This window comes from Flavobacterium sp. FlaQc-57, from assembly GCF_044007395.1.
Classification (GTDB): Bacteria; Bacteroidota; Bacteroidia; order Flavobacteriales; family Flavobacteriaceae; genus Flavobacterium.
In genome coordinates this window covers 263,859-286,156 of the sequence record NZ_JBIPDA010000005.1, presented here as the reverse complement: position 1 = coordinate 286,156, position 22,298 = coordinate 263,859, and the positions used below count along the sequence as shown (strand labels likewise).

Genomic DNA, 22,298 nt, shown 5'->3' with positions numbered 1-22,298 from the left:
AAACTCATCCCCCAATCGCAATCATACTGCGATTATCAAAATGCAAGGCGGGATCGTCCATTTCTTTAATAGATACCATTCCGGCTCTGACTTTCTTTTTATTTTTTATGGAATCAAAAATTAAATTCGTGATCGATTCGCCATTTCTAAAAGGTGTCAGTAAGTCAGTTTCTGAATTAGAGAAAAGGCAATTCTTTATTTTTCCATTTGCAGTCAGACGAATTCTATTGCACCCATCACAAAACGGATTTGTAATTGAGCTTATAATTCCGAAATCGCCTTGAAAACTGTTTATTTTATACGTTCTAGCGGTGAAATTTTTTTCGTCTTCTAATTTTTGAATTTCTTCTGATGAAAAATTATTTTCCACCAAAGATAAAATCTCTTTTTGCGAAACCATTTTACTTCTGTCCCACTCGTTTCCTGCAAAAGGCATAAATTCAATAAACCTTACAGAAATAGGCAAAAACTGAGTTAATTTGACAAAATCTACAATTTCATTTTCATTGAAACCTTTCATCAAAACCACATTTACTTTTACCTGAAAATCATTATTCAAAAGCAAATGCAAATTATCAATTACTTTTTCAAATTGATTTCGAAGCGTTATGGTGTGAAATTTAGACGAAACCAAAGTATCTAAACTCAAATTTATCTTTTTGATTTTAAATTGCTTTAAAACATCAATATGACGGTCAATTAAAATTCCGTTTGTCGTGATCGAAAGCGAAACATTCAAAGAACTCAATTTCGAAACAATCTCAGGAAAATCTTTTCTTAAAAGCGGTTCACCACCCGTTAATCTTATTTTGTCAACACCATTTTCTACGAAAGTCTGAGCAATAGCAAAAATCTCTTCGGCCGTCATTAAAGCGGCTTTTGGAGATAAGGCAATTCCGTCAGCAGGCATGCAATATGTACAGCGCAAATTGCATTTTTCTAACAACGAAATACGCAAGTAATTGTGTTTTCGCCCAAAATCATCCGTTAAAATGGTTTTAGAGGGTGTCATGATTTTTACCTTTTAAAATATGAAAAACGTGCATCACATGCGGAAAAACAGCGTCCATAGATTCTCTGGCTCCGTTGGTTGATCCCGGCAAAGCCAAAACCAAACTTTTTCCTAATGTTCCCGCAACCGTTCTGGATAACATCGCATATGGCATTCGCTGTTGACCATAATTGCGAATGGCTTCTTCGATTCCCGGAATTCTACTTTCCAACAATGGCGACAATGCTTCTGGCGTAACATCTCTTGGCGATAATCCTGTTCCGCCCGTAAAAATCACCAATTGATGTCCTTTTGCAAAAGCTTTAGTTCTTTCCTGAATAATATCAATTTCATCAGGAATGATTTCGTAATGTGCTGTTTCGACACCGCAGTCATTCAGTTTTTCGACGATGATTTTCCCAGAGCGATCTTCTTTGTCTCCAGCAAAAATCGAATCGGAACAAACAAAAACTGCCGCTTTTATTACATTCGGGAATTTATTTCTGAAAGAAGATTTTCCGCCTTCTTTATTGATTAATTTGATTGTTGAAATTTCGATTTCTTTATCAATTGGTTTCAGCATATCGTACATCGTCAGCGCAACAATTGACGCTCCATGCATCGCTTCAACCTCAACTCCGGTTTTGTAAACTGTTTTTACATTGAAAATAATTTCAATCGTCAAGTCTTCAATTTTATATTCTACCGACGTAAATTCAATTGGAATTGGGTGACAATCCGGAATTGACAAATGTGTGTTTTTTACAGCAAATAATCCAGCTGTTTTTGCCATCTCAAAAACATTTCCTTTCGGAACCAGATTATTCACCACCGCATCAATTGTCTCTTGTTTACTAACTTTTACAATCGCTGTGGCCGTCGCTGCTCTTAATGTGTTTATTTTATGCGTAATATCAACCATTATTGTTTTGTTTCCAGGTGAATGTATCGTTTTCAAACATTTCTTTACCAAAAATTGGTACATCAGTTTTTATCCAGTTTACAATAGCTTCTGTCGCTTCATAAACTTGTTTGCGTCGCGTAGCTGAAACAAATACAAACAAACAAATTTCGCCTGCTTTTACAACTCCTAAACTATGATAAATATGCATACAGGTTAAATCGAATTTAGCAAAAGCTTTTTCTCGAATTGCATGCAAAGCTTCGTTTGCCATATCAGTATAAGCCGAATAATCAATAGCGACAACTGTATTGTCGTGAATTACATCGGCACGAACTTGTCCTAAAAAAATATTGTGCGCGCCAATTGTATGTTTTGATTGATGTTTAGCGATTGACTCGGCGATAAATTCAGGAGCAATTGGTCCTTCTACAAATACATTTTTACTCATTTTTTTCTATGATTTAAACATTATAAGCTAGCCAGCTGCTTCAATTACCTTCTTGCTTTCAATAACTTCAATTTTATCTTCAAAAGGAATTTTAATACTATCCGAAACTAATAAAGAAATACCTATAATCCATATTATCATAACTGAAATAAGCACATACTTAAAAGTAAATTTAGAATCCTCTTTCATAAATAAGGGAATAAAAAAAATTGAAAGCAACGAATTCCACATTATTGAAAATATTAAAACTCCAATAATAGAATTATTAATACCTCTAATTATTATTGCATTAGAATTATCCTTAGGATCAACAAACACTGTAATTTTCTTTGAATTTTCTAATTTATTAAAGAGAGAAGAATGGCCTTCTGTATCATTACCCCCATATCCAAAGGCAATTTTATTTCCAAAATATCTTTTGTTATTAATTACATATTTATAACCAATATGTACTTCATATGTGCCTCCACCATCGCTATCAGAATTATATTCCAACTGTACATGCTCTACAGTGGCGGGAACTTTATTCCAACCTTCCGTTTTTTGAGAATTGTAAATATTAATTAAGCTGTAAAACAAAGTCCAAATACCAACTAATATAAATGGCAGAAAAAATAAACCAATACAACCATAACCTTTTATTTTAGTTAAAAACCAAATCCTCTTTTCTGCCATAAATTAATATTATCTCGCTACCCCTAAATTATAATTCAATTTTTTCTGTTAATTGTTTCATTGCTAAAGCACCGCCAACAATACTTTTTACATTTTCAAATTGATGTTTCTGAAGCAATTCAACAGCCATTTTACTTCTTATTCCGGATTGGCAGAAAACATAAATTTCTTGGTTTTTATCCAGTTTTTCAATCTCATTTTCTAAATTCATCAACGGAATTTGAATTCTGTTTTTGAAACTAATTTTCGGAAGTTCATCAGGATTTCTAACATCCAAAAAAAGAACTTCATTCTCATTAATTTCATTCAAAATTTCTTCAGCTGAAATTTCTTCGACTTGATTTTCTGCAATAATATATTTTTCCTGAAACACCTCTTTGTTCATCACAGAATTTACATTCTTTTCAAAATCATATTTTTGCTGATCGTTATTCAAAATATTATACACCAATATTTTTCCACTCAAAACCTCCCCAATTTCCAGAATCATTTTTATCACTTCGTTGGCTTGAAGCATTCCAATAATTCCAACCGAAATTCCAATCACTCCGGCATCGATACAACTCGCAGATTGGTTATTTTCGTCTGGATATAAACATCGGTAAGTTGGTCCATTTTTATAATTAAAAACCGAAACCTGACCTTGAAATCTAAAAACAGATCCATAAACCATTGGTTTATCTGTTACTGTACAAGCATCATTTATTAAATATTTAATCGAAATATTATCTGTAGCGTCGACAATTATATCATATTTTTCAAATAACGAAATGGCATTTTTTGCAGATAATTTCTCTGTAATTGCATTGACTTTTACCAAAGGATTTAACTCGGTAATCATCGCTTTTGCTTCTTCTGCTTTGTGTTTTCCAATTGACGAAGTCTTGTAAATTACCTGACGATGCAAATTTGAAATCTCAATAACATCATGATCAACAATCCCAATTTCTCCCACGCCGGCAGCAGCCAAATAAGGTAAAATTGCAGCACCTAAACCTCCGGCACCAATAATTAAAACTTTGGCTTTCGATAATTTTTGCTGACCCGTATCTCCAATTTCGGTCAATATTATTTGTCTGTTATAACGTGTTGAATCATTCATAAAATTTATTTTATCCTCCGGCAAAAGGAGGTAATAACGCCACAATATCACTTTTTTGCAAAGTATAACTGGTCGCTTTTGGAACTATTTTTTGATTTACTGCAACACTAAAAGATAATGATTCGAATTGATATTTTTCATCTAAATTCTGCAATAATTTTTGCAGTGATACTTCAGAAAAAGGGATTTTTTCGAACTCACATTTTGTCTTTTCAGCCACAGCACCAAAATATTTAATCTCAATCATTATTCTAAATTTAAATTCTGTAAAATAAATTCATCTTCAAAATGCTCTTGAAAATAGGAAGTTAATTTTGAAGTGTTTTTCACTACTTCTCCAATCACAATAATTGCGGGAGATGAAATTTTATTTTCTGATACTAATTTAGTAATTGAACTAATTGTACCTACTACTTTTTGTTCTGTATTTTTTGTTCCGTTTTGAATAATGGCAATTGGTAAATCATCTGTTCTGTTTTCTTTATAAATTGAAATGATTTCTTCCAATTTGTGCATTCCCATCAAAATAACTACTGTCGCAGCAGATTTTGAAGCTAAATAAACATCTTTAGATAATTCATGATTCGAAGTTGTACCAGTAATAACCCAAAAACTTTCGGCCACTTGACGTTGTGTCAAACTAATTCCAACTGAAGCAGGAACGCCTAAAGCCGATGAAATTCCGGGAACAATTGCAGTTTCTAAACCAAATTTTTCGACATATTCAATTTCTTCACTTCCTCTTCCAAAAATAAAAGGGTCGCCTCCTTTTAAACGTACAACGTGACCAAAACGATTCGCCATCGAGACAATCAGTTCATTAATTTGATCTTGTGTATAGGCGTGACATCCTAAGCGCTTACCAACAAAAACAATTTCGGCTTTTGTTGCGTACTGCAATAATTCTTCGTTTACCAGCGCATCATACAATACAACATCAGCATTTTCTAAAGCTTTAATTGCTTTTAAAGTGATCAACTCGGCATCACCGGGACCTGCGCCTACAATTGTTAATTTTGGTGTTTTTGAGTTTCGCATAACTTTTAACTTAAATTGATATTCAGGTCGTTTAATTCGTCAGCCGAATTAATATTGGTTAAATGAAAGTTTTCACTTTCGTCAATATTGATGATTTGATGCGGAACATTTGCAATTAAATTCATCATTTTTAAATCATTGTTATCAATTGCGCTTTTGATAACAGGCAATACTTTTTTAGAATAAATTCCAATTAACGGGTGCATTCTACTCTCTGAAGCAAAAATGGTAATTTCAGCTTCTTCATTATGTTTTGAAATTAGTTCTGATAATAATCCGGTCGAAATTAAAGGAATATCACAACTTAAAATCAAATTAAATTCGGTTTCAGAATGTGTTAATGCTGTATAAATTCCGCCTAGAGGTCCTTTATCCGAAACAATATCCGGTATTTTTTGATAGGGCAAATAATCATATTCTTTGGTTGCCGTTATCAATTTTATTTGATCTGTAACAGGCAAAATCGCCTGAATAATATGTTCAATAAATGGTTTTTCCTGAAACAGCACTAATCCTTTTTCTGACTGCATTCGGGAGCTTTTTCCTCCACAAAGAATAAATACTGTTAGTGTTTCCATGACTTTTCTTTTTGTTTCAGGTTTCAGGTTTCAGGTTTCAGGTTTCAAGTTGAAATGAGAAAAAATTTTACCGCAAAGTGCGCTAAGTTTTTTTATTCATTGTTGTGTTTTTAAATTAAGTTCGTAAAGCTGAATAAATACAAAGCTTTACAAACTTTGCTTTGTTATTTCTATAAACCGCTTTGGTAAAACCTTGCGTACTTTGCTGTTAATTTTCATTCAATATCAAGGAAAAACCAATTTTATACTTGCCATTAAAATCACTGCTCCCAAAACCATTTTTAAAGTTTTATTAGAGAAATATCCACTGCCATAAAATCCACCTAAAATACCTCCAACAACGGCAATTGGAACCAAATAAAAACTTTCTGTCGGGATTGTTTTTCCTCCCAAAAAGAAGCCTAACATTCCGGCAAATGAATTCACAAATATGAATAAACTCGAAATTGCCGCTGATTCTTTCACTGAAGCCCATCCTAAAAATAGTAGAATCGGGCTTAATATTATTCCGCCGCCAATACCTAACATGCCTGATAATAATCCAATTGCAAAACCAATTATTAATGCAAAAGGAAGGTTAATTTGAACGGCGTCTTTTTCTTTAAAATTAAATACTCCAAACAATCTTAATGCTGCAAAAACCAAAACAATTCCTAAAATAATTTTATAAATTGCATTATCCAAAGTTATAAAACCTCCAATTAATGCTGCCGGAACTGATGCTATTGCAAACGGATAAAACAACTTTGGTCTAAAAAAATTCTTTCTGTAATAAAAGAAAAATGAAATACTCGAAACAAACAAATTCAACAATAGAGCCGATGGTTTCATAATTGCCACCGGAAAAGCAAAAATCGTCATTAAAGCCAAATAGCCCGATGCACCGCCGTGACCAACGCTTGAATATAAAAAAGCAATCACGATTAAGGCAAAACTGAATAATACGATATTTTCGGAACTAAGGATATTCATTTTTTTTTTGAGATTCAAAGGTTCAGTCCCAAGACTTCGGGACAAAGGTTAAAAGTTTTTCTATACTCTTTTTTCTATTTTACAAAATTCTAATTAATTGGTAATAATGTTACTAACTGGCCTTTTTTGAGCGTTTCTACGTCGTTTGGGACAATTAACAAACAGTTGGCGATCGCAAAAGTATTTAGCATTGCTGAACTTTGACCTTCTAAAATCGTAACATTTGTCTCGTCATATAAAGCTTTTAAAAACAGTGTTTTTCCAGTTGTATTTGTAAATCCTGAATTTAATTTCCTAACCAATTTTGGTAAATGAATATCCGAAAATCCCATTCGGTTTTTAATTGCGGGATATACATAAATATAAAAATTAGTCAGTGATGAAGCTGGATTACCTGGTAATGCAAATACTAATGTTTCATTCTTACTGCCAAAAAACATTGGTTTTCCGGGTTTCTGATTGATTTTATAAAACAATTCTTCGACTCCATTTTCTAATAATGCTTCTTTGACGAAATCATAATCGCCAACAGAAATTCCGCCGGAAATTAAAACAACATCATATTTTGATAAGATATCTTTTAAAGCTTTTTTTGTTGCTTTGAGATTGTCTTTTACTTTATAAACTTTTGTTTTATTAATTCCGATAGTTTGAAGCGCCGCTTGTAACATGACCGAATTACTTTCGTAAATTTTTCCTTTCGCGAGTTTTTTACCCGGTTTTACCAATTCGTTTCCTGTTACTAAAATGGCCACTTTTGGTTTTTTAAAAACTTCAATTTCTGTAATTCCTAAACAAGCCAGAAAGCCAATAGCAGCTGGCGTAATTAAAGTATTGGCTTCAAAAACTACATCTTCTTTATCAATTTGTTCTCCTTTACTACGAACGTTCGCAAATTGCTGAGGCATAACAGTAATTAGAATCGATCTTTCATTAGCCATTACATGTTCCTGCATTACTACTGTATCTGCATTGTGGGGTACGAAAGCACCCGTAAAAATACGAACAGCTTCATTTTCTTTTAGTTTTAAATTAGAATGATCACCTGCCTGTGAACTGCCTATTATATCATATTGATGTTTATCACTATGAATAATTGCATATCCATCCATCGCCGATTGACGAAAAGGCGGCATAGCAATTGGCGAATAAATAGTCTCTGCCAAAATATATCCAAGCGCTTTATGCACTGGTATTCTCTGAACAGGCATATTTGAACTGTTCTCTGCCACAATCGCTAAAGCTTCTTTAACTTGTATCATTTTAGGTTTTATAAAACTAAGTATTTATACTTATTGCAAATATAAGTATTAATTCATAGTATGAGTGAAAAATTTTAAATTATTTTAATGTCTATAAAATTAGTCTAATTTATTCAAAATCAACTTTAAAAAGGACTCAAGTTTTTAGTTGAAATTGATCTTTTAAATCCTAAATTAATCTTTTCCAGACGTTTTGCATTGTTTGTTTTCATAAATAAGGAAGATTAAAACCAAAAAATTAAGTATAAAATACTACATTTTAAACGATAGCCTGCTTACAAATTAACACTTTTAATTTGATTAAAAAATAAATTCAAGTAACTAAAAATCAATTAGTTAACTAAAATAAAACGTATTACAAAAACCTCTTCACTCTTGCTGATTTAAAAAAAACTCTACAAATTTTTGGTTTTTATTATATTAAAATTAACTTTGTCTATAGGATTAGTAGAGTATAAAAATATTTAAAACCATAAAGAATTATATTTTGAAAACAACCGAAAGCATATCGTATTACATTCCTTCTAAAAAATATACTTATAACACTTTTTGTTATATGTGCTTCTGTTGCTAAACCTCAGCAATTTTTTCGTTTACAATCGATTTCATTTTACAACGAATTGATATAAAACGAGCTTAAAAAAAAAACCACACTATTTCTTATTGAAAATTACAAAAGTCTGTTTGATGCATTAATTTGTGTTGAAAGGATTTCTGAAACTATACCTATAAATTAAAAAGAAAACAACTAATAACTAAAATAAAACTAAAATGAAAAAGATGCAAAACTGCTGTTGCTGTAAATAAAAAAAGCCATTTCTGCGGCAACAGAAATGGCGAGGCTTAAAGAACATTTATCACTAAATCAAGGAAACAGTTAGAGAGTTGAAAATTCAACTTTCAGGGCGCCTTGTTAATTACTTAAACCAGTACAAAGAAATGAAAAAAAATTTAAAAACATACTCATTACTATTTCTCCTGCTGCTGACGGCAGGAATAAATGCCCAGAATACAACTCCTCTTATCCAATCTAAACTAGACGGAACTGTCGTTGATGATGTTACAAATCAACCAGTTATTGGAGCTTCTGTCGTAATTAAAGGGACTACTCACGGGGTTCAGACTGATGCAGAAGGAAAATTTTATTTTCAAACAGGTCAAAAATTTCCTTACACATTAATCGTAACTTATATTGGTTACAAAAAAGCTGAAGTAATTGTAGACAAAAATCCGATTACGATCAATTTAAAAGAAGAACGTCAGGAACTTGATGAATTAGTAGTTGTAGGCTATGGTTCTCAAAAGAGAAAAGACATTACGGGTTCTGTAGCTTCCGTTCCGAAAGCGAATTTAGCTCAGGTTACTTCATCTGCTGATAATTTACTTAGAGGCGCAATTCCCGGGGTGGTAGTTACACAAAGTTCCGGTCGTCCAGGCGCTTCGTCAAGTGTACGTATTAGAGGAGGAAATTCAATAACGGCGGGTAATGAACCTCTATATGTTGTTGATGGTATATTAATTTACAATGACAATAGTAATAGTACAGCCGGAGTCGCTTTTTCCGGTGCAACTGTAAACGTATTATCAACGATCAATCCGGGTGATATTGAATCAATCGAAGTACTGAAAGATGCCTCTGCAACTGCCATTTACGGATCACGTGGTGCAAATGGTGTTGTAATTATTACCACTAAAAAAGGTGTTAAAGGACAAGATAATATTTCGTACCAAGGTTATTTTGGATTCCAGAATGTTTCGAAAAAACTGAATTTAATGAATGCCAGCCAATGGGCAAGTCTACGCAATGATGTTCAGGCAAGTATTGGGCAGGCACCTTCATTTACAGCAGCTCAAATTGAAGCTTTTAAAACATCCGGAAGTTATGACTGGCAGGACGCTCTTTTTAGAACGGCCGCTCCGGTTCAAAATCACCAATTGTCTTTTTCTGGTGGAGACGAACGTTCCCGTTACGCTATTTCGGCAGGTTATTTTCAACAAGACGGAATTATAATTGCATCTGATTTTAAAAGGATTTCGCTTCGTGCGAATTACGAAAGAAATTATTCGCCTAATTTTAAATTTGGTGTAAATGCCAACTATAGTAATTCCGTATCAAATGGTGTTGGAACAAATGGCGGAGCTTCTGCCGGCAGATCTCCAAGTCCATTAGTTGTAGCATTGTATCAGCCGCCAGTAGTTCCTATTAAGAATGCTGATGGGAGTTATAATCTAACCAACAATCCGTACGCAACTGCTACAAATGGTATTATCCCAAATCCTATAAATGATTTGGTAAGTACTACTAACGAGACCAAAATCAATAGAATTCTGACCAGTTTATTTGGTGAATATAAAATCACCAAAAAACTTACTGCAAAAGTCGCTGTTAGTGGAGACGTAATTAATACCAAACAAAATTATTATGCTCCGGCAACTACAACGACCGGAGCGGGAGTTAAAGGTTTAGCATCAGTTGGAGATCGAATTGTAAGTTCTGTACTAAACGAAAATACGCTGAATTACAACACTACTTTTGGCGAAAATCATAAATTCTCAGTCTTAGGCGGATACACGCTTCAATACACACAAGGCGAAATAGTAAATGCAGGTGCACAAACTTTTGTCAACGATGCCAATACGTACAACGCTTTGCAAGATGGTGTACCGGTAAAACCATATAGTGATGCATTCGAAAGTGTGTTGAAATCCTGGTTGACAAGAGTAAATTATTCTTATAAAGGAAAATACAACTTTACATTATCTGCACGTGCCGATGGTTCATCAAGATTTGGTTCAGAATCGCTTTGGGGTTATTTCCCTTCAGCAGGATTTTCATGGAATATTACTGATGAGGATTTCGCCAAAAATATAAAAGGTGTTACGGAAGCTAAGTTGAGAATTACGGCAGGAACTACAGGAAATCAGGAAATTGGAAATTATCTTTCTTTGGCTTCTATGGGTTCTGTAAACTATGCTTTTGGAGGAACATTACAAACTGGTTTAGCTCCTACCCGATTGGCAAATCCAGACTTGAAATGGGAGAAAACAAATCAATATAACGTAGGTTTAGATTTATCATTATTAGATAGAAAAATCAATCTTGTGTTTGATGTTTATTATAAGAAAACAAACGATTTATTGATCAATGTTCCAATTCCGTTAACTTCTGGTTATGCAACAGTTCTTCAAAATATTGGTGGTGTTGAAAACAAAGGTGTTGAAGTTGGTTTAATTACTGAAAACATAAAAACAGAAAATTTCTCATGGAATTCTAACTTCGTTTTCTCTGCCAATAAAAACAAAGTAGTTTCGATAGGAAATGGTGTTGATCAGTTTTTTCCTGTAGTTCCAAACGGTTCATTATTACAACAACAGCCTGTAACTGTAAAAGTTGGATTACCTCTGGGAACTTTCTGGGGATACCGTACAAACGGAATTTTTCAGACTCAGGAAGAAGTAAATACACAGCCTAAAATAAACAGTTTGGCCAACACAAAAGTTGGAGACAGAAGATATGTCGATACGAACGGAGATGGTGTAATTACAGCTCTTGACAAAGGAAATTTAGGAAGCTCGCAGCCAAAATTTGTTGGAAGTTTCAGCAACACAGTTTCTTACCATGATTTTGATCTTAATTTCTCTTTTCAAGGATCTTACGGCGGAAAAATATTCAATGCTTTAAATCAGCAGTTAGAGATTTCTACATTAGGAACAAATGCAAATGTTACTCTTGAAGATCGTTGGACACCAACAAACCCAAGCAACGAAATTCCTAGAGCAACAAGTTCACCTCTTGGTATTGTTTCAGAACGCTATGTAGAAGATGCTTCTTTCCTTAGATTAAAGTTAATCACACTTGGATATACTTTACCAAAAAGTCTTTCTCAAAAACTTGGAGCTAAAAGCGTGAAATTTTATGTTTCTGCCGAGAACCTTATTACATGGACAAAATACACAGGTTATGATCCTGAAGTAAGTTCATACGAACAAAACAATTTATACCCCGGAATTGACTTTGGTTCTTATCCAAACTCTAAAACATTCATTTCCGGACTGAACGTAACTTTCTAAGTAAAAAATATATACAATGAAAAAGATTATAATAACAATCATATTAAGCGCAGGTCTATTTGCATCGTGCGCAGATCTGGAGGTAACACCAACCTCTTTTGTAACCGAAGATAATTATTTTAAAACCCAAGATGACGCGATTGCAAGCGTAACAGCAGTTTATGCTTCGTTGAGTTTGGATCCGGGAGAGCAAAGTTTATTTGGCAGAAATTTATATTTCTTAACCGATATGGCTACTGATTATGCCGCTGCAGGAGTTTCGGCAACAAACCCGCAAGTACGAGCATTGAGCAGTTTAACTCATGATGCAACATCAGATCGTGTTCAGGTAGCTTGGCGCCAAATTTACGCAGGAATCAACAGAGCAAATGTTTCTATTGATAATATTCCTAAAGTTGCTGGTACAGATGCCGTTAAGAACAGATTGATTCTTGAAGCAAAATTCATCAGAGGATTATTGTATTTCCAAGCCGTTCGTCTTTGGGGTGGAGTTCCAATTGTTTTGCACGAACCAACCTCTATTCAGTTAGAAAGTTTAAAATCTAAAAGAGCTACTGTAGATGAAGTTTATACTCAAATTATTTCTGATTTAAAAGATGCCGAGGGTTTACCGTCTACTTATGCTGCAACAGATGCCGGACGTGCTACCTCTGGTGCTGCAAAAGCAATTCTTGCCAAAGTTTACTTGACAAGAAAAGATTATCCAAATGCAATTTTAAAAGCAAGAGAAGTTATTAATGGAGGTTACGGATACGGACTTTTTGAAAGCTTTCAGGATATCTTCACTAAAACTAAAAAGAACGGAAAAGAACATATTTTCTCCGTTCAGTTTGAGCCAAATCAAGCAGGGAACGGATCTAGCGGAAGTACTTTTCAAGCTACTTCTTTTACCGGATTCACTGCTACAGAACCTGCAGATATTATCTCAGACGTTGCTTTATTTTATAATATTTATGCTGCTGGTGATACCAGAAGAGATGTCAGTTATGCTAAGACATTACCAATTCCGGGAACGGCAAACGTCTATACTTTTCCTAAACCAATTTTTAAGAAATACTTAGACTTAACTAATCTGGCTACTCCGGCAAACGTTGCTATTAACTTTCCTGTAATTCGTTATGCCGACATTTTATTGTCTTTAGCGGAAGCGATAAATGAACAGGGAGCACCAACACCTGAAGCTTACGAATTGATTAATCAGGTAAGAAGAAGAGCATTTGCAAAACCAATCACAACGCCGGATGCAACTGTAGATTTAGTTGGATTAACGCAACCCACTTTTAGAGCTGCCATTCAGGAAGAGCGCAAAAAAGAGTTTGTTCAGGAAGGACAAAGATGGTTTGACTTAGTACGCTGGGGAACTTTAGTTACTGAAGTGAAAAAAGTAACGGCTAAAAACTCAGTTTCAGAACGTAATAATCTATATCCGATTCCACAAAGTGAAAGAAATATTGATCCGGTAGGTTTACCTCAAAACCCTGGATATTAACAACCATAAAAACTAATAAATTATGAAAAATTTTAAATACACTAGTTTAATCAAAAGCCCGCAAAAAGGGCTTTTGATTACGGCATTACTTGTTGCTCAATTTGGTTTTGCGCAAAACAAGCCCGAAGAATTTAAAGGAGTTATTGGCAAAACTTTAGCCGATTCTAAAGAATATTGGCCAGAACCAGTAAAAGCTCCGGCAGGTGCACCCAATGTGATTTGGATTTTATTGGATGATGTTGGATTTGGAGCTTCAAGTGCTTTTGGAGGTTTAATAGAAACACCAACTTTTGATGCCTTGGCTAATAACGGTTTGCGTTATACCAACTTTCATACAACCGCAATTTGTGCGCCAACACGTGCGACTTTATTAACCGGAAGAAATTCAGGACGAGTGCATGTTAGCGGATTTTCGCACACTATTTTATCAGCAGGTTTTCCTGGTTGGGACGGAAAAATTCCAGCTGATAAAGGAACTATTGCAGAGATTTTACGTGAAAACGGTTATAACACTTTTGCCGTTGGTAAATATGGTGTAACGCCAGATGAAGATGCTACAGATGCAGGACCATTTGACAGATGGCCAACCGGAAAAGGTTTTGATCATTTCTACGGATTCTTAGGATCTCAAACAGATCAATACAATCCTGATTTAGTGGAAGATCAAGTTCATGTTGCGCCAGACGGACGTCACTTAAGCGAACTAATTACAGATAAAGCAATTAGTTACATTCAGAAGCAACAAAAGGCAGCGCCAGGAAAACCATTCTTTTTGTACTATGCACCGGGCGCGGCTCACGCACCTCATCAGGTAGCAAAAAAATGGAGTGATCCGTATAAAGGAAAATTTGATGACGGTTGGGATGCTTACCGCAAAAAAGTAATTGCGAACCAAAAGAAATTAGGTGTAATTCCTGCAAATGCTGTATTACCAGAACGCAATCCACTTATTACACACTGGAAAAAACTAACTCCGGATCAAAAGAAAGTTTATGCTCGCTTTATGGAGGTTTATGCAGGATTCCTAACGTATACAGATTATGAAGTGGGAAGAGTTGTAAATTATCTTAAAGAAACCAATCAGTTAGACAATACTGTGATTTTTGTTGCAATTGGAGACAATGGCGCAAGTAAAGAAGGAACTACTGAAGGAACAATCAACCAAAGTTTATTTTCTCAAGGAACATCTGACGACGAAAACCTGAAGAAAAACTTAGCAAATATCGACGAAATAGGTACTGCAAAAGGTTTAAATACTAATTATCCTTTAGGATGGGCTCAGGCAACAAATGTTCCTTTTAAAAACTGGAAACAAGATGCGCAATCTGAAGGTGGAACACACAATCCGTTGATCGTTTTTTATCCAAAAGGAATTAAAGAAAAAGGCGGCATTAGAAACCAATACAGTCATGTTACCGATTTATTGCCAACTACATTGGACATTGCAGGAATTAAAGCTCCGGAATATATCAAATCAGTGAAACAAGATATTATTCAGGGATCGTCTTTATATGCTTCATTAAATGACGCTAAAGCAGAGTCATTGCATAAAGTTCAATATTACTACATTTTTGGAAACAGAGCCATTTATAAAGATGGATGGAAAGCCGGAGCAGCACATTTACCAGATTCATTTGCAGTTAAAAAAGCTCTAGGAAAAAGCGAAAAACCTGCTGAAAGCAATTTTGACGCTGATGTTTGGGAATTATACAATTTGAACGAAGATTTTAACGAGCGTAACAATCTTGCTAAAAAATATCCTGAAAAATTGGCCGAGCTTAAAAAATTATTTGATGAGCAAGCTAAAGAAAACAACGTTTATCCGCTAATTGACTGGCAAGATGTATACAACAGAAGAATACATAATAGCGGAGCAGATAAAGGTAAAACGCTACAGGATTTAGTAAAACAAGTTACCAAACCAGGAAACGGTGCAACCACTTCCGGAAGTACTAATTAAATATTGATTTCCATAACCTGCAAGGTTTTAAAAACTTTGCAGGTTAACTAAAAAAAGTAAATTATGGCAGCAGTAAAACCACTTATCAAAAAAGGCATTTTTGCCTTGGTTCTTGTAGTAATTGCAGTAAGCTTTTATTACTTAACGATATGGATAACTCCATATTATGTGCAAAGTAAATTTGCCGAAAAAAGTCTGGGAGTTATCAATACACCTCAATTTGGAAATCAGCCAAATGCTGAGAACAGCAGAGTAATTCCGCTTCCAAATCCTGATTTTTTGTATTCAACAATCAATTATGATTTAAAAGATGAAGTTTTGAAGATTTCAGGAATTGTACCAGATTCTACTTATTGGTCGATCTCAGCTTATCAGCAAAACACCACTAATTATTTCGTAGAAAATGAAGAAAAAGTAAAAGCAAAATTCGAATATTATTTAGCCCCCGAAGGAAGTACAGCTGAAGTTTTGAAAAATATTCCGAAAGAAAAAATCATCTTTAGTCCAACGTCAAAAGGATTGATTCTCTTTCGTTATTTAGTTTCGAAAGCCTATCCTGTAACCAAACTTGCAGAATTGCAACATGGTGTAACGGTAGAAAAATTAGGAAAGTAACCACAATCTTTGTCATCCTGAGCTAAGTCGAAGGACACACAAGTAACTCGACAATGGTTGACCTAGCCCCGATAGAAGTGGAAATCCTTTTGTTCCGGGGTTCGGAACAAAAGATTGAAACGGATAGCGGGATTAGCTCCTAAAAAACAAAACGTTCAACTTAAAATCAAATAAAAATGGCTTTAAATCAAAAAAATAAAAAGATAGGTCTTGCCGTGGCATTGATCATTCTGGCTAGCATATTCGGGAGCGCCGTTGGGGTCTATAATATTAAATCAGGAAAAAGTGATTCGCAACGCATTATTGGCAATTGGCAAACTGTCGATAAAGATAAAGATCTCAACTCAGCAGATTTGTTGACAATTGCGCAAGTAGCTGTTTATGGACCTTATGCCCTGACTAAAAAAGAAGTGATCTATTTGAGCACTAATACAGATAGCGAAGGAAACGCATTAGATCCTAAAGCTGATTACGTAATTAGCGGAAAAAAATTAGATGCTAAATATTGGAGTATTACAGCTTATGATGAAAGCGGATTTTTAATTAAAAACCCTATCAACAAATACAGCTACAATCTTGAAGATGTAAAATATGAAGCCGATAGTACTTCTTACAAAATCAATCTTTCAGGATCTGAGAAAAAAGAAAATTGGTTGCCTATCAGCAATGTTAAATCAACAAGTTTAATCATACGTTTGTATTTGCCGTCTGAAAAACTTAGAGACAATTTAACTGTTGAAACCCTTCCAACCATTCAAAAAGTAAAATAAACATTATAACAAATTATTGAAAAACAATTAAATAAAACTCTACTAAATCCATAGAATTAGAATGTTTTATTTTTTAATTTTACCATTATTTAAAATTTCTGATTTTCAGAACATTCCAAAAGAATTGATGAACCAGAACAAATACAGAAACAGATGAAACGAGTAGACTTTGAAATTATAGGAAAAAAGATTGTAGTTGGTACAATCCTATTTTTAGTACCACTGGCGATTTTGGCTGGCGGTTTAGCATTATTAAAACAATTTTTAAAATAAAAAATTATGGCAACAATTCAAAATTCAAAACTAACAAGAGATTTAGGTATTAGTCTTTTGTTGTACACATTGCCGGTGTTGGCAATTTACCTTTATTTTAAACTAAGTAATGGTGTTGTAAGCGAATCACATATTACATTACCGTCTTTTTTAGAGTTTGCAAAACCTGCATTCACCAATATTAGAACATGGGGATTGACGGTTTTTATGCTCGTTTTGGGAATCATCGAATTTAGCGCTGGTTTATATGACGATCAATGGACTGGCGAAGAACGCAAAATAGATATTATATCCTTTTTAGCTCCAAAACTAATTTTACCTCCGGTAATTGCCTTTTTTAGCTTAACCGTTTTACCAGTTTTAATTCCGAATCTTGAAAATTCACTTTCTTGGGTTCCGTTTTGGGGAGGCTTTTTTCTAATCGCTATTGCCGATGATTTAACGCAATATTGGTACCATCGTTTGCATCATCAAGTTCCGTTTTTGTGGCGTTTTCATAGAACGCACCATTCAGCTCCATACATGGGAATGGCGATGCTTTCCAGACAAAACTTCATTTACACCATTTTTTTCTCTCAAATTTATCTAACAGCTACTTTAACTTATTTAGGTTTAGGATTACCTGCATTATTTGTTTTGGTGTTAAAAAGCTTTATCACATTAGGAGCGCATTCTAGTATTGCCTGGGACAAACCTTTATACAAATACAAAGTATTGCATCCAATTGCATGGGTTTTAGAACGATTAATTTCTACTCCCGCTACACATCACGCACATCATGCAGATACAAGCGGAGACGGCGTTGGACACTTTAAAGGCAACTTCGGAAATATGTTTTTTATCTGGGACGTAATCTTCGGCACAGGTTTGATCACTCGTAAATTTCCAAAATCATACGGAATAAAATCATACAAACAAGAAGAATGGTATGCTCAGTTTCTTTGGCCAATATTCAAATCTAAAAAAGAAGGTAGTGCTTTGGCAGATGGCGTTTTTTCAGTGCCATTAAAACAAAAATCCGAAGACCTTACACCGAGTCCGGCATTATATGAGCAAGCTCAATCTTAAGAAATATGAAAACAAATAAAACTATCAAAAACAGTATTACAATTTTAATACTGTTTTTAACTATAATTGGTTTTTCACAAACCAAAAGCTCGAATACCGTATCTTTAGATGTATTTTATTCAAAAATTAAAAGCGAAAAAAATCCACAAATAATTGACGCGAGAGGTCCTGAAGAATTTGCATTGAACCACATTAATGGCGCAGTAAATTTTAATCTGGAATCTAAAGATTATGATCAACAAATTGCAAAATTAGACAAGACAAAACCTGTTTTTAATTATTCTATTGGTGCAGGTAGAAGCGTTTGGTTAGCAGATGATTTATTAAAAAAAGGTTTCAAAGAAGCATATAGTTTAGAAGGCGGAATTGCCAATTGGATTGGAAACGGAAAACCTTTTTATGCCAATTCAAAAAGTAAATTAACCTTAGCGGAATACAAAAAAATCATCGCTGAAAATAAAGATGTTTTGGTTGATATTGGATCTATATACTGTGGTGCCTGCAAAAAAGTAAAACCTGTTTTAGAAACCATCAGAACTCAATATGGTGCAAATTTAAAAATCATCGAAATTGATTTGGAAGATAGCCCGCAAGTAATCGCTGATTTGAAAACAGTAAAGGTCTTTCCGACTTTGATTTTATATAAAGATGGAAAAATTGTTTTCAAAAAAGAAGGTTTAGGCGATTTGAAAAACGATGTTGATGTCGCTTTGGCTGTTAAATAATACGATTCTTTTCAACGGATTAATCAATCCTTCGCAATTACAATCGCCTTTTTTGTCATCCCGAGGAACGAGGGATCACACTCGTAGATCGACAAAGATTGTTGACTTTCGATGAGGAGTTTCTTGTGTGATTTCTCCTTCGTCGAAATGACAAAACTTTGCCATTACCTTGCTTGCGAAAATTAAAAGCATCATTTCCAAAACAAAAACAAAAAACTATGCCGTTATCAAAAACAAAAAAGATTATTCTTCCAATAGTTGTTATCCTTTTTCTATTGGCTGCATTTTTATTCTGGCCCATAAATACTGATGGTACGTTAATACAACCCGATAAAAAATTATTAGCAGGAAAAACAGCTTTTCTAAGTGAAAAAGTTAATACAGACAAAACCTTAAAAAAACCAAATATCATTATTATTCTTGCTGATGATTTAGGCAAATACGACATTTCTTTATACGGAGGAAAATCAACACCTACTCCACAAATAGATTCGTTGGCGGCTTCAGGAGTTACTTTTCAGGACGGTTATGTTTCGGCTCCTATTTGTTCGCCTTCGCGTGCCGGTATTTTAACTGGTCGTTATCAGGAACGTTTTGGCCATGAATATCAGCCCGGAGATCGTTATCCAAAGAACAACTTAGAATATTATGGTTTTAAATATTTAATCAATACCAATAATTGGAGATTAAACTCAAAAATAAATTATCCTAATGAAGCTTCGATAGCGACACAGGGTTTGCCACAATCTGAAATTACGTTTGCAGATTTGGCCAAAAAAAAAGGTTACAGCACCGCAATTATCGGAAAATGGCATCTTGGACACAACAAAGGATTTTTTCCCTTAGACAGAGGTTTTGATTATCATTACGGGTTTTATCAGGCATTTTCACTTTATACCCCAGAAGATGACAATCCGGATATTATCAACCATCATCACAAAGATTTTACAGATAAAATGATTTGGGGAAATGGTCGTGTCGGAATCGGTCAAATTCGTCGCGATACGACCATTATTCATAATAAAGCCTATTTAACGGAAACATTCGCTGATGAAGCCGAAGCTTTTATCGATAAAAATAAAACGAAACCTTTCTTACTTTATGTTCCGTTCAACGCGCCACATACGCCATTTCAGGTTCGCAAAAAATACTACGATCGTTTCCCGAATGTAAAAGACGAAAACAAACGTGTCTATTTTGCCATGATTAGTGCGCTTGATGATGCTGTTGGAAGAATTAGAGCCAAAGTAAAAAAAGAAGGTCTTGAAGATAATACTTTAATCATTTTTGCGAGTGATAACGGTGGCGCCGATTATACTTTTGCAACTACAAATGCACCTTTAAAAGCCGGAAAATTTTCTCATTTTGAAGGTGGCATAAATGTTCCGTTTGCACTTTCGTGGAAAGGAAAAATAAAACCTCATACTGTTTATAAAACTCCGGTAAGTACGTTGGATATTTTTAGTACAATTGCTGCCGCCATTCATTCAGGTTTACCAAAAGACCGTGTTTATGATGGTGTTGACCTTGTGAGTACAGTTAACGAAAACAAAGAAGCACACAAAACTTTATACTGGCGTTCCGGCGATGCAAAAGCCATTAGAAGCGGAGATTGGAAATTAATCGTAAGCGGAAAAACACACGAAGGATGGCTTTATAATCTGGCAAAAGACAAGTCTGAAACAACAGATTTAGCTTCAAAAAATCCGGCAAAAGTAAAGAAACTACATCTTGCTTTACAAAACTGGGAGAAAGATTTAATAAAACCTTTATGGCCAAATCTAACGTATTACGAATTTGATTTTGGCAAGCAAAAATATTTTGTCGATTTGTAAATAATATTTTATTCACATACAAACCCGACAGGTTTTATCCCGAGTCTTCAGAACTGTCGGTTTTACTACTGTTTCTAAATAATATCCGAATTTAAACTCACGAACACACAATGTCAACCCCAGCCAAACAATTTACCCTTCACGAAGACTGGACAGTCGTAATTCTCGGATTTATAATCATCGGGATTTCACTTTTCGTTTTTCTACCCGAAGTCCCTATTTTTAAATGGTCAACCGGAGCCGATTTATTTCATGATGTGTTCGATTTTGAAAATTTAAAAATCCTTGGATTACAATTTTTGTATCTGCTTTCCATTGGAGCTTTAGGCGCTTTTTTAATTGGTAAATCTGTGAAATATTTTTTATTGGGGTTTCCATTTGTTTATATCCTGACTGTTCTCGCGTTGATCATTGCGGGAAATACCGAAGTAAAAGGATTAAATCTCGAAGCTGTAATTTTCAGTTTAGCAATCGGTTTGGCAATTGGCAATTTCTTCAAACTTCCGGATTGGTTTCGATCAGCACTTTCGACGGAAGTGTTTGTCAAAATTGGATTGGTCTTATTGGGAACCAGTGTCATTTTTTCAGACATTCTAAAAGCAGGTTCTTTAGGATTAATTCAGGCTTTGGTCGTGGTTTTATCAGTTTGGTATTTTGCTTTTTGGTTGTGTAAGAAACTAAAAGTCGACGACGAATTGACTATGATGATTTCGAGTGCTGTTTCTATCTGTGGTGTTTCAGCCGCAATCGCAACTTCCGGAGCTATAAAAGGAGATTCTAAAAAACTATCGTACGTTATTTCGATTGTATTGGTTACTGCAATTCCTATGATGATTTTCATGCCAATAATTGCCAAATATTTCAACTTTCCAGAAGAAGTTACCGGAGCTTGGTTAGGAGGAAGCATCGATACCTCTGGCGCTGTTGTGGCTTCTGGTTCTTTGGTTGGCGAAACTGCTTTGAAAATTAGCACAATTGTAAAATTCTCTCAAAATGTATTACTGGGAATTGCCGCTTTTGCAATATCAGTTTATTGGACCTATACACACAATAAATCGGCAGAAGCTGTGGAATCAAAACCTACTTTAAGCGTTATTTGGGAGCGTTTTCCTAAATTCGTTATTGGTTTTATCGCGGCTTCAATACTATTCTCGTTTCTTTTAACTCCTGAAGTTAGAGATGAAGTTAAAGACAGTTTGAAGAATCTGCAAGGCATTTGGTTTGCTTTAGCTTTTACAAGTATTGGTCTGGAAACCAACTTTAAAGATTTATTAAGTAACAATAGTCGCAAACCTTTATATGCTTTTTTAATCGCACAATTATTCAATGTGATTGTTACGCTGATTATTGCGTTTTTGCTTTTTAGTAAATAATCTATTTTGAAAGGTTCAAACTTTACAAACATAAGCGTTTATTTTTTAACACATAGTCCTAAAGATCCAGATAGTTTATTGAGTTTATGAAAGTCGAAATTTACTCATTTTAATCTGTCACAAAAAATAGAAACATAGATTTATGGTGC

At 34.4% G+C, this 22,298-nt stretch carries 19 protein-coding genes; 9 read left to right on the top strand and 10 right to left on the bottom strand.

What is annotated here, in order from left to right:
* Positions 1-4 precede the first annotated feature (4 nt).
* The 10 genes from moaA to glp form a co-directional block, all read right to left on the bottom strand.
* Entirely contained in the window at positions 5-1,012 is a 1,008-nt protein-coding gene (gene moaA / locus ACHRVZ_RS16745; protein WP_395424033.1) for a GTP 3',8-cyclase MoaA, read from the bottom strand.
* Positions 999-1,913 carry a bifunctional molybdenum cofactor biosynthesis protein MoaC/MoaB gene (gene moaCB / locus ACHRVZ_RS16740; protein ID WP_395424152.1) on the bottom strand — a complete coding sequence of 305 codons (915 nt, stop codon included), beginning with the start codon at positions 1,911-1,913 and terminating at the stop codon, positions 999-1,001. The genes moaA and moaCB overlap by 14 nt, the downstream gene beginning before the upstream one ends.
* Positions 1,906-2,343, bottom strand: coding sequence for a molybdenum cofactor biosynthesis protein MoaE (locus tag ACHRVZ_RS16735; protein WP_395424032.1), 438 nt, complete (start codon positions 2,341-2,343; stop codon positions 1,906-1,908). Before ACHRVZ_RS16735 ends, moaCB begins: the two co-directional genes overlap by 8 nt.
* 27 nt (positions 2,344-2,370) lie before the next feature.
* Positions 2,371-3,018 (bottom strand): DUF3592 domain-containing protein, encoded by a 648-nt coding sequence (locus tag ACHRVZ_RS16730; protein WP_395424031.1) that lies wholly within the window; start codon positions 3,016-3,018, stop codon positions 2,371-2,373.
* 28 nt (positions 3,019-3,046) lie between these two features.
* Positions 3,047-4,120, bottom strand: coding sequence for a molybdopterin-synthase adenylyltransferase MoeB (gene moeB / locus ACHRVZ_RS16725; RefSeq protein WP_395424030.1), 1,074 nt, complete (start codon positions 4,118-4,120; stop codon positions 3,047-3,049).
* 10 nt (positions 4,121-4,130) lie between these two features.
* Positions 4,131-4,367, bottom strand: a complete 237-nt coding sequence (locus ACHRVZ_RS16720; protein WP_395424028.1) for a MoaD/ThiS family protein — start codon at positions 4,365-4,367, stop codon at positions 4,131-4,133.
* On the bottom strand, positions 4,367-5,158 hold the full coding sequence (gene cobA / locus ACHRVZ_RS16715; RefSeq protein WP_395424026.1) for a uroporphyrinogen-III C-methyltransferase: 792 nt from the start codon (positions 5,156-5,158) through the stop codon (positions 4,367-4,369). The genes ACHRVZ_RS16720 and cobA overlap by 1 nt, the downstream gene beginning before the upstream one ends.
* Positions 5,159-5,163: 5 nt before the next feature.
* A complete protein-coding gene (locus tag ACHRVZ_RS16710) occupies positions 5,164-5,736 on the bottom strand; it encodes a molybdenum cofactor guanylyltransferase (protein WP_395424024.1) in 573 nt (190 codons plus the stop codon).
* A 225-nt stretch (positions 5,737-5,961) separates the two neighbouring features.
* Positions 5,962-6,708: a sulfite exporter TauE/SafE family protein gene (locus ACHRVZ_RS16705; protein WP_395424022.1), complete on the bottom strand. Its 747-nt coding sequence runs from the start codon at positions 6,706-6,708 to the stop codon at positions 5,962-5,964.
* Between the two features lie 89 nt (positions 6,709-6,797).
* Complete coding sequence (glp, locus tag ACHRVZ_RS16700; RefSeq protein WP_395424020.1) at positions 6,798-7,970, bottom strand: gephyrin-like molybdotransferase Glp; 1,173 nt, start codon at positions 7,968-7,970, stop codon at positions 6,798-6,800.
* A gap of 939 nt (positions 7,971-8,909) precedes the next feature.
* Between glp and ACHRVZ_RS16695 the strand changes: the two genes are divergently transcribed.
* The 9 genes from ACHRVZ_RS16695 to ACHRVZ_RS16655 all read left to right on the top strand — a co-directional run bounded on the left by ACHRVZ_RS16695 (position 8,910) and on the right by ACHRVZ_RS16655 (position 22,149).
* Positions 8,910-12,041 (top strand): SusC/RagA family TonB-linked outer membrane protein, encoded by a 3,132-nt coding sequence (locus ACHRVZ_RS16695; RefSeq protein ID WP_395424019.1) that lies wholly within the window; start codon positions 8,910-8,912, stop codon positions 12,039-12,041.
* A gap of 16 nt (positions 12,042-12,057) precedes the next feature.
* Positions 12,058-13,530 (top strand): RagB/SusD family nutrient uptake outer membrane protein, encoded by a 1,473-nt coding sequence (locus tag ACHRVZ_RS16690; protein WP_395424017.1) that lies wholly within the window; start codon positions 12,058-12,060, stop codon positions 13,528-13,530.
* A gap of 22 nt (positions 13,531-13,552) precedes the next feature.
* Positions 13,553-15,490 carry an arylsulfatase gene (locus ACHRVZ_RS16685; RefSeq protein ID WP_395424015.1) on the top strand — a complete coding sequence of 646 codons (1,938 nt, stop codon included), beginning with the start codon at positions 13,553-13,555 and terminating at the stop codon, positions 15,488-15,490.
* Positions 15,491-15,553: 63 nt separating this feature from the next.
* Positions 15,554-16,105, top strand: a complete 552-nt coding sequence (locus ACHRVZ_RS16680) for a DUF1254 domain-containing protein (protein ID WP_395424013.1) — start codon at positions 15,554-15,556, stop codon at positions 16,103-16,105.
* Positions 16,106-16,281: 176 nt separating this feature from the next.
* Complete coding sequence (locus tag ACHRVZ_RS16675; RefSeq protein WP_395424011.1) at positions 16,282-16,875, top strand: DUF1214 domain-containing protein; 594 nt, start codon at positions 16,282-16,284, stop codon at positions 16,873-16,875.
* Between the two features lie 279 nt (positions 16,876-17,154).
* Complete coding sequence (locus ACHRVZ_RS16670) at positions 17,155-18,216, top strand: sterol desaturase family protein (protein ID WP_395424010.1); 1,062 nt, start codon at positions 17,155-17,157, stop codon at positions 18,214-18,216.
* Positions 18,217-18,221: 5 nt separating this feature from the next.
* On the top strand, positions 18,222-18,941 hold the full coding sequence (locus tag ACHRVZ_RS16665; RefSeq protein ID WP_395424008.1) for a thioredoxin domain-containing protein: 720 nt from the start codon (positions 18,222-18,224) through the stop codon (positions 18,939-18,941).
* A 218-nt stretch (positions 18,942-19,159) separates the two neighbouring features.
* A complete protein-coding gene (locus tag ACHRVZ_RS16660) occupies positions 19,160-20,776 on the top strand; it encodes a sulfatase-like hydrolase/transferase (protein ID WP_395424006.1) in 1,617 nt (538 codons plus the stop codon).
* A 110-nt stretch (positions 20,777-20,886) separates the two neighbouring features.
* Positions 20,887-22,149, top strand: a complete 1,263-nt coding sequence (locus ACHRVZ_RS16655; RefSeq protein WP_395424005.1) for a YeiH family protein — start codon at positions 20,887-20,889, stop codon at positions 22,147-22,149.
* Positions 22,150-22,298 lie beyond the last annotated feature (149 nt).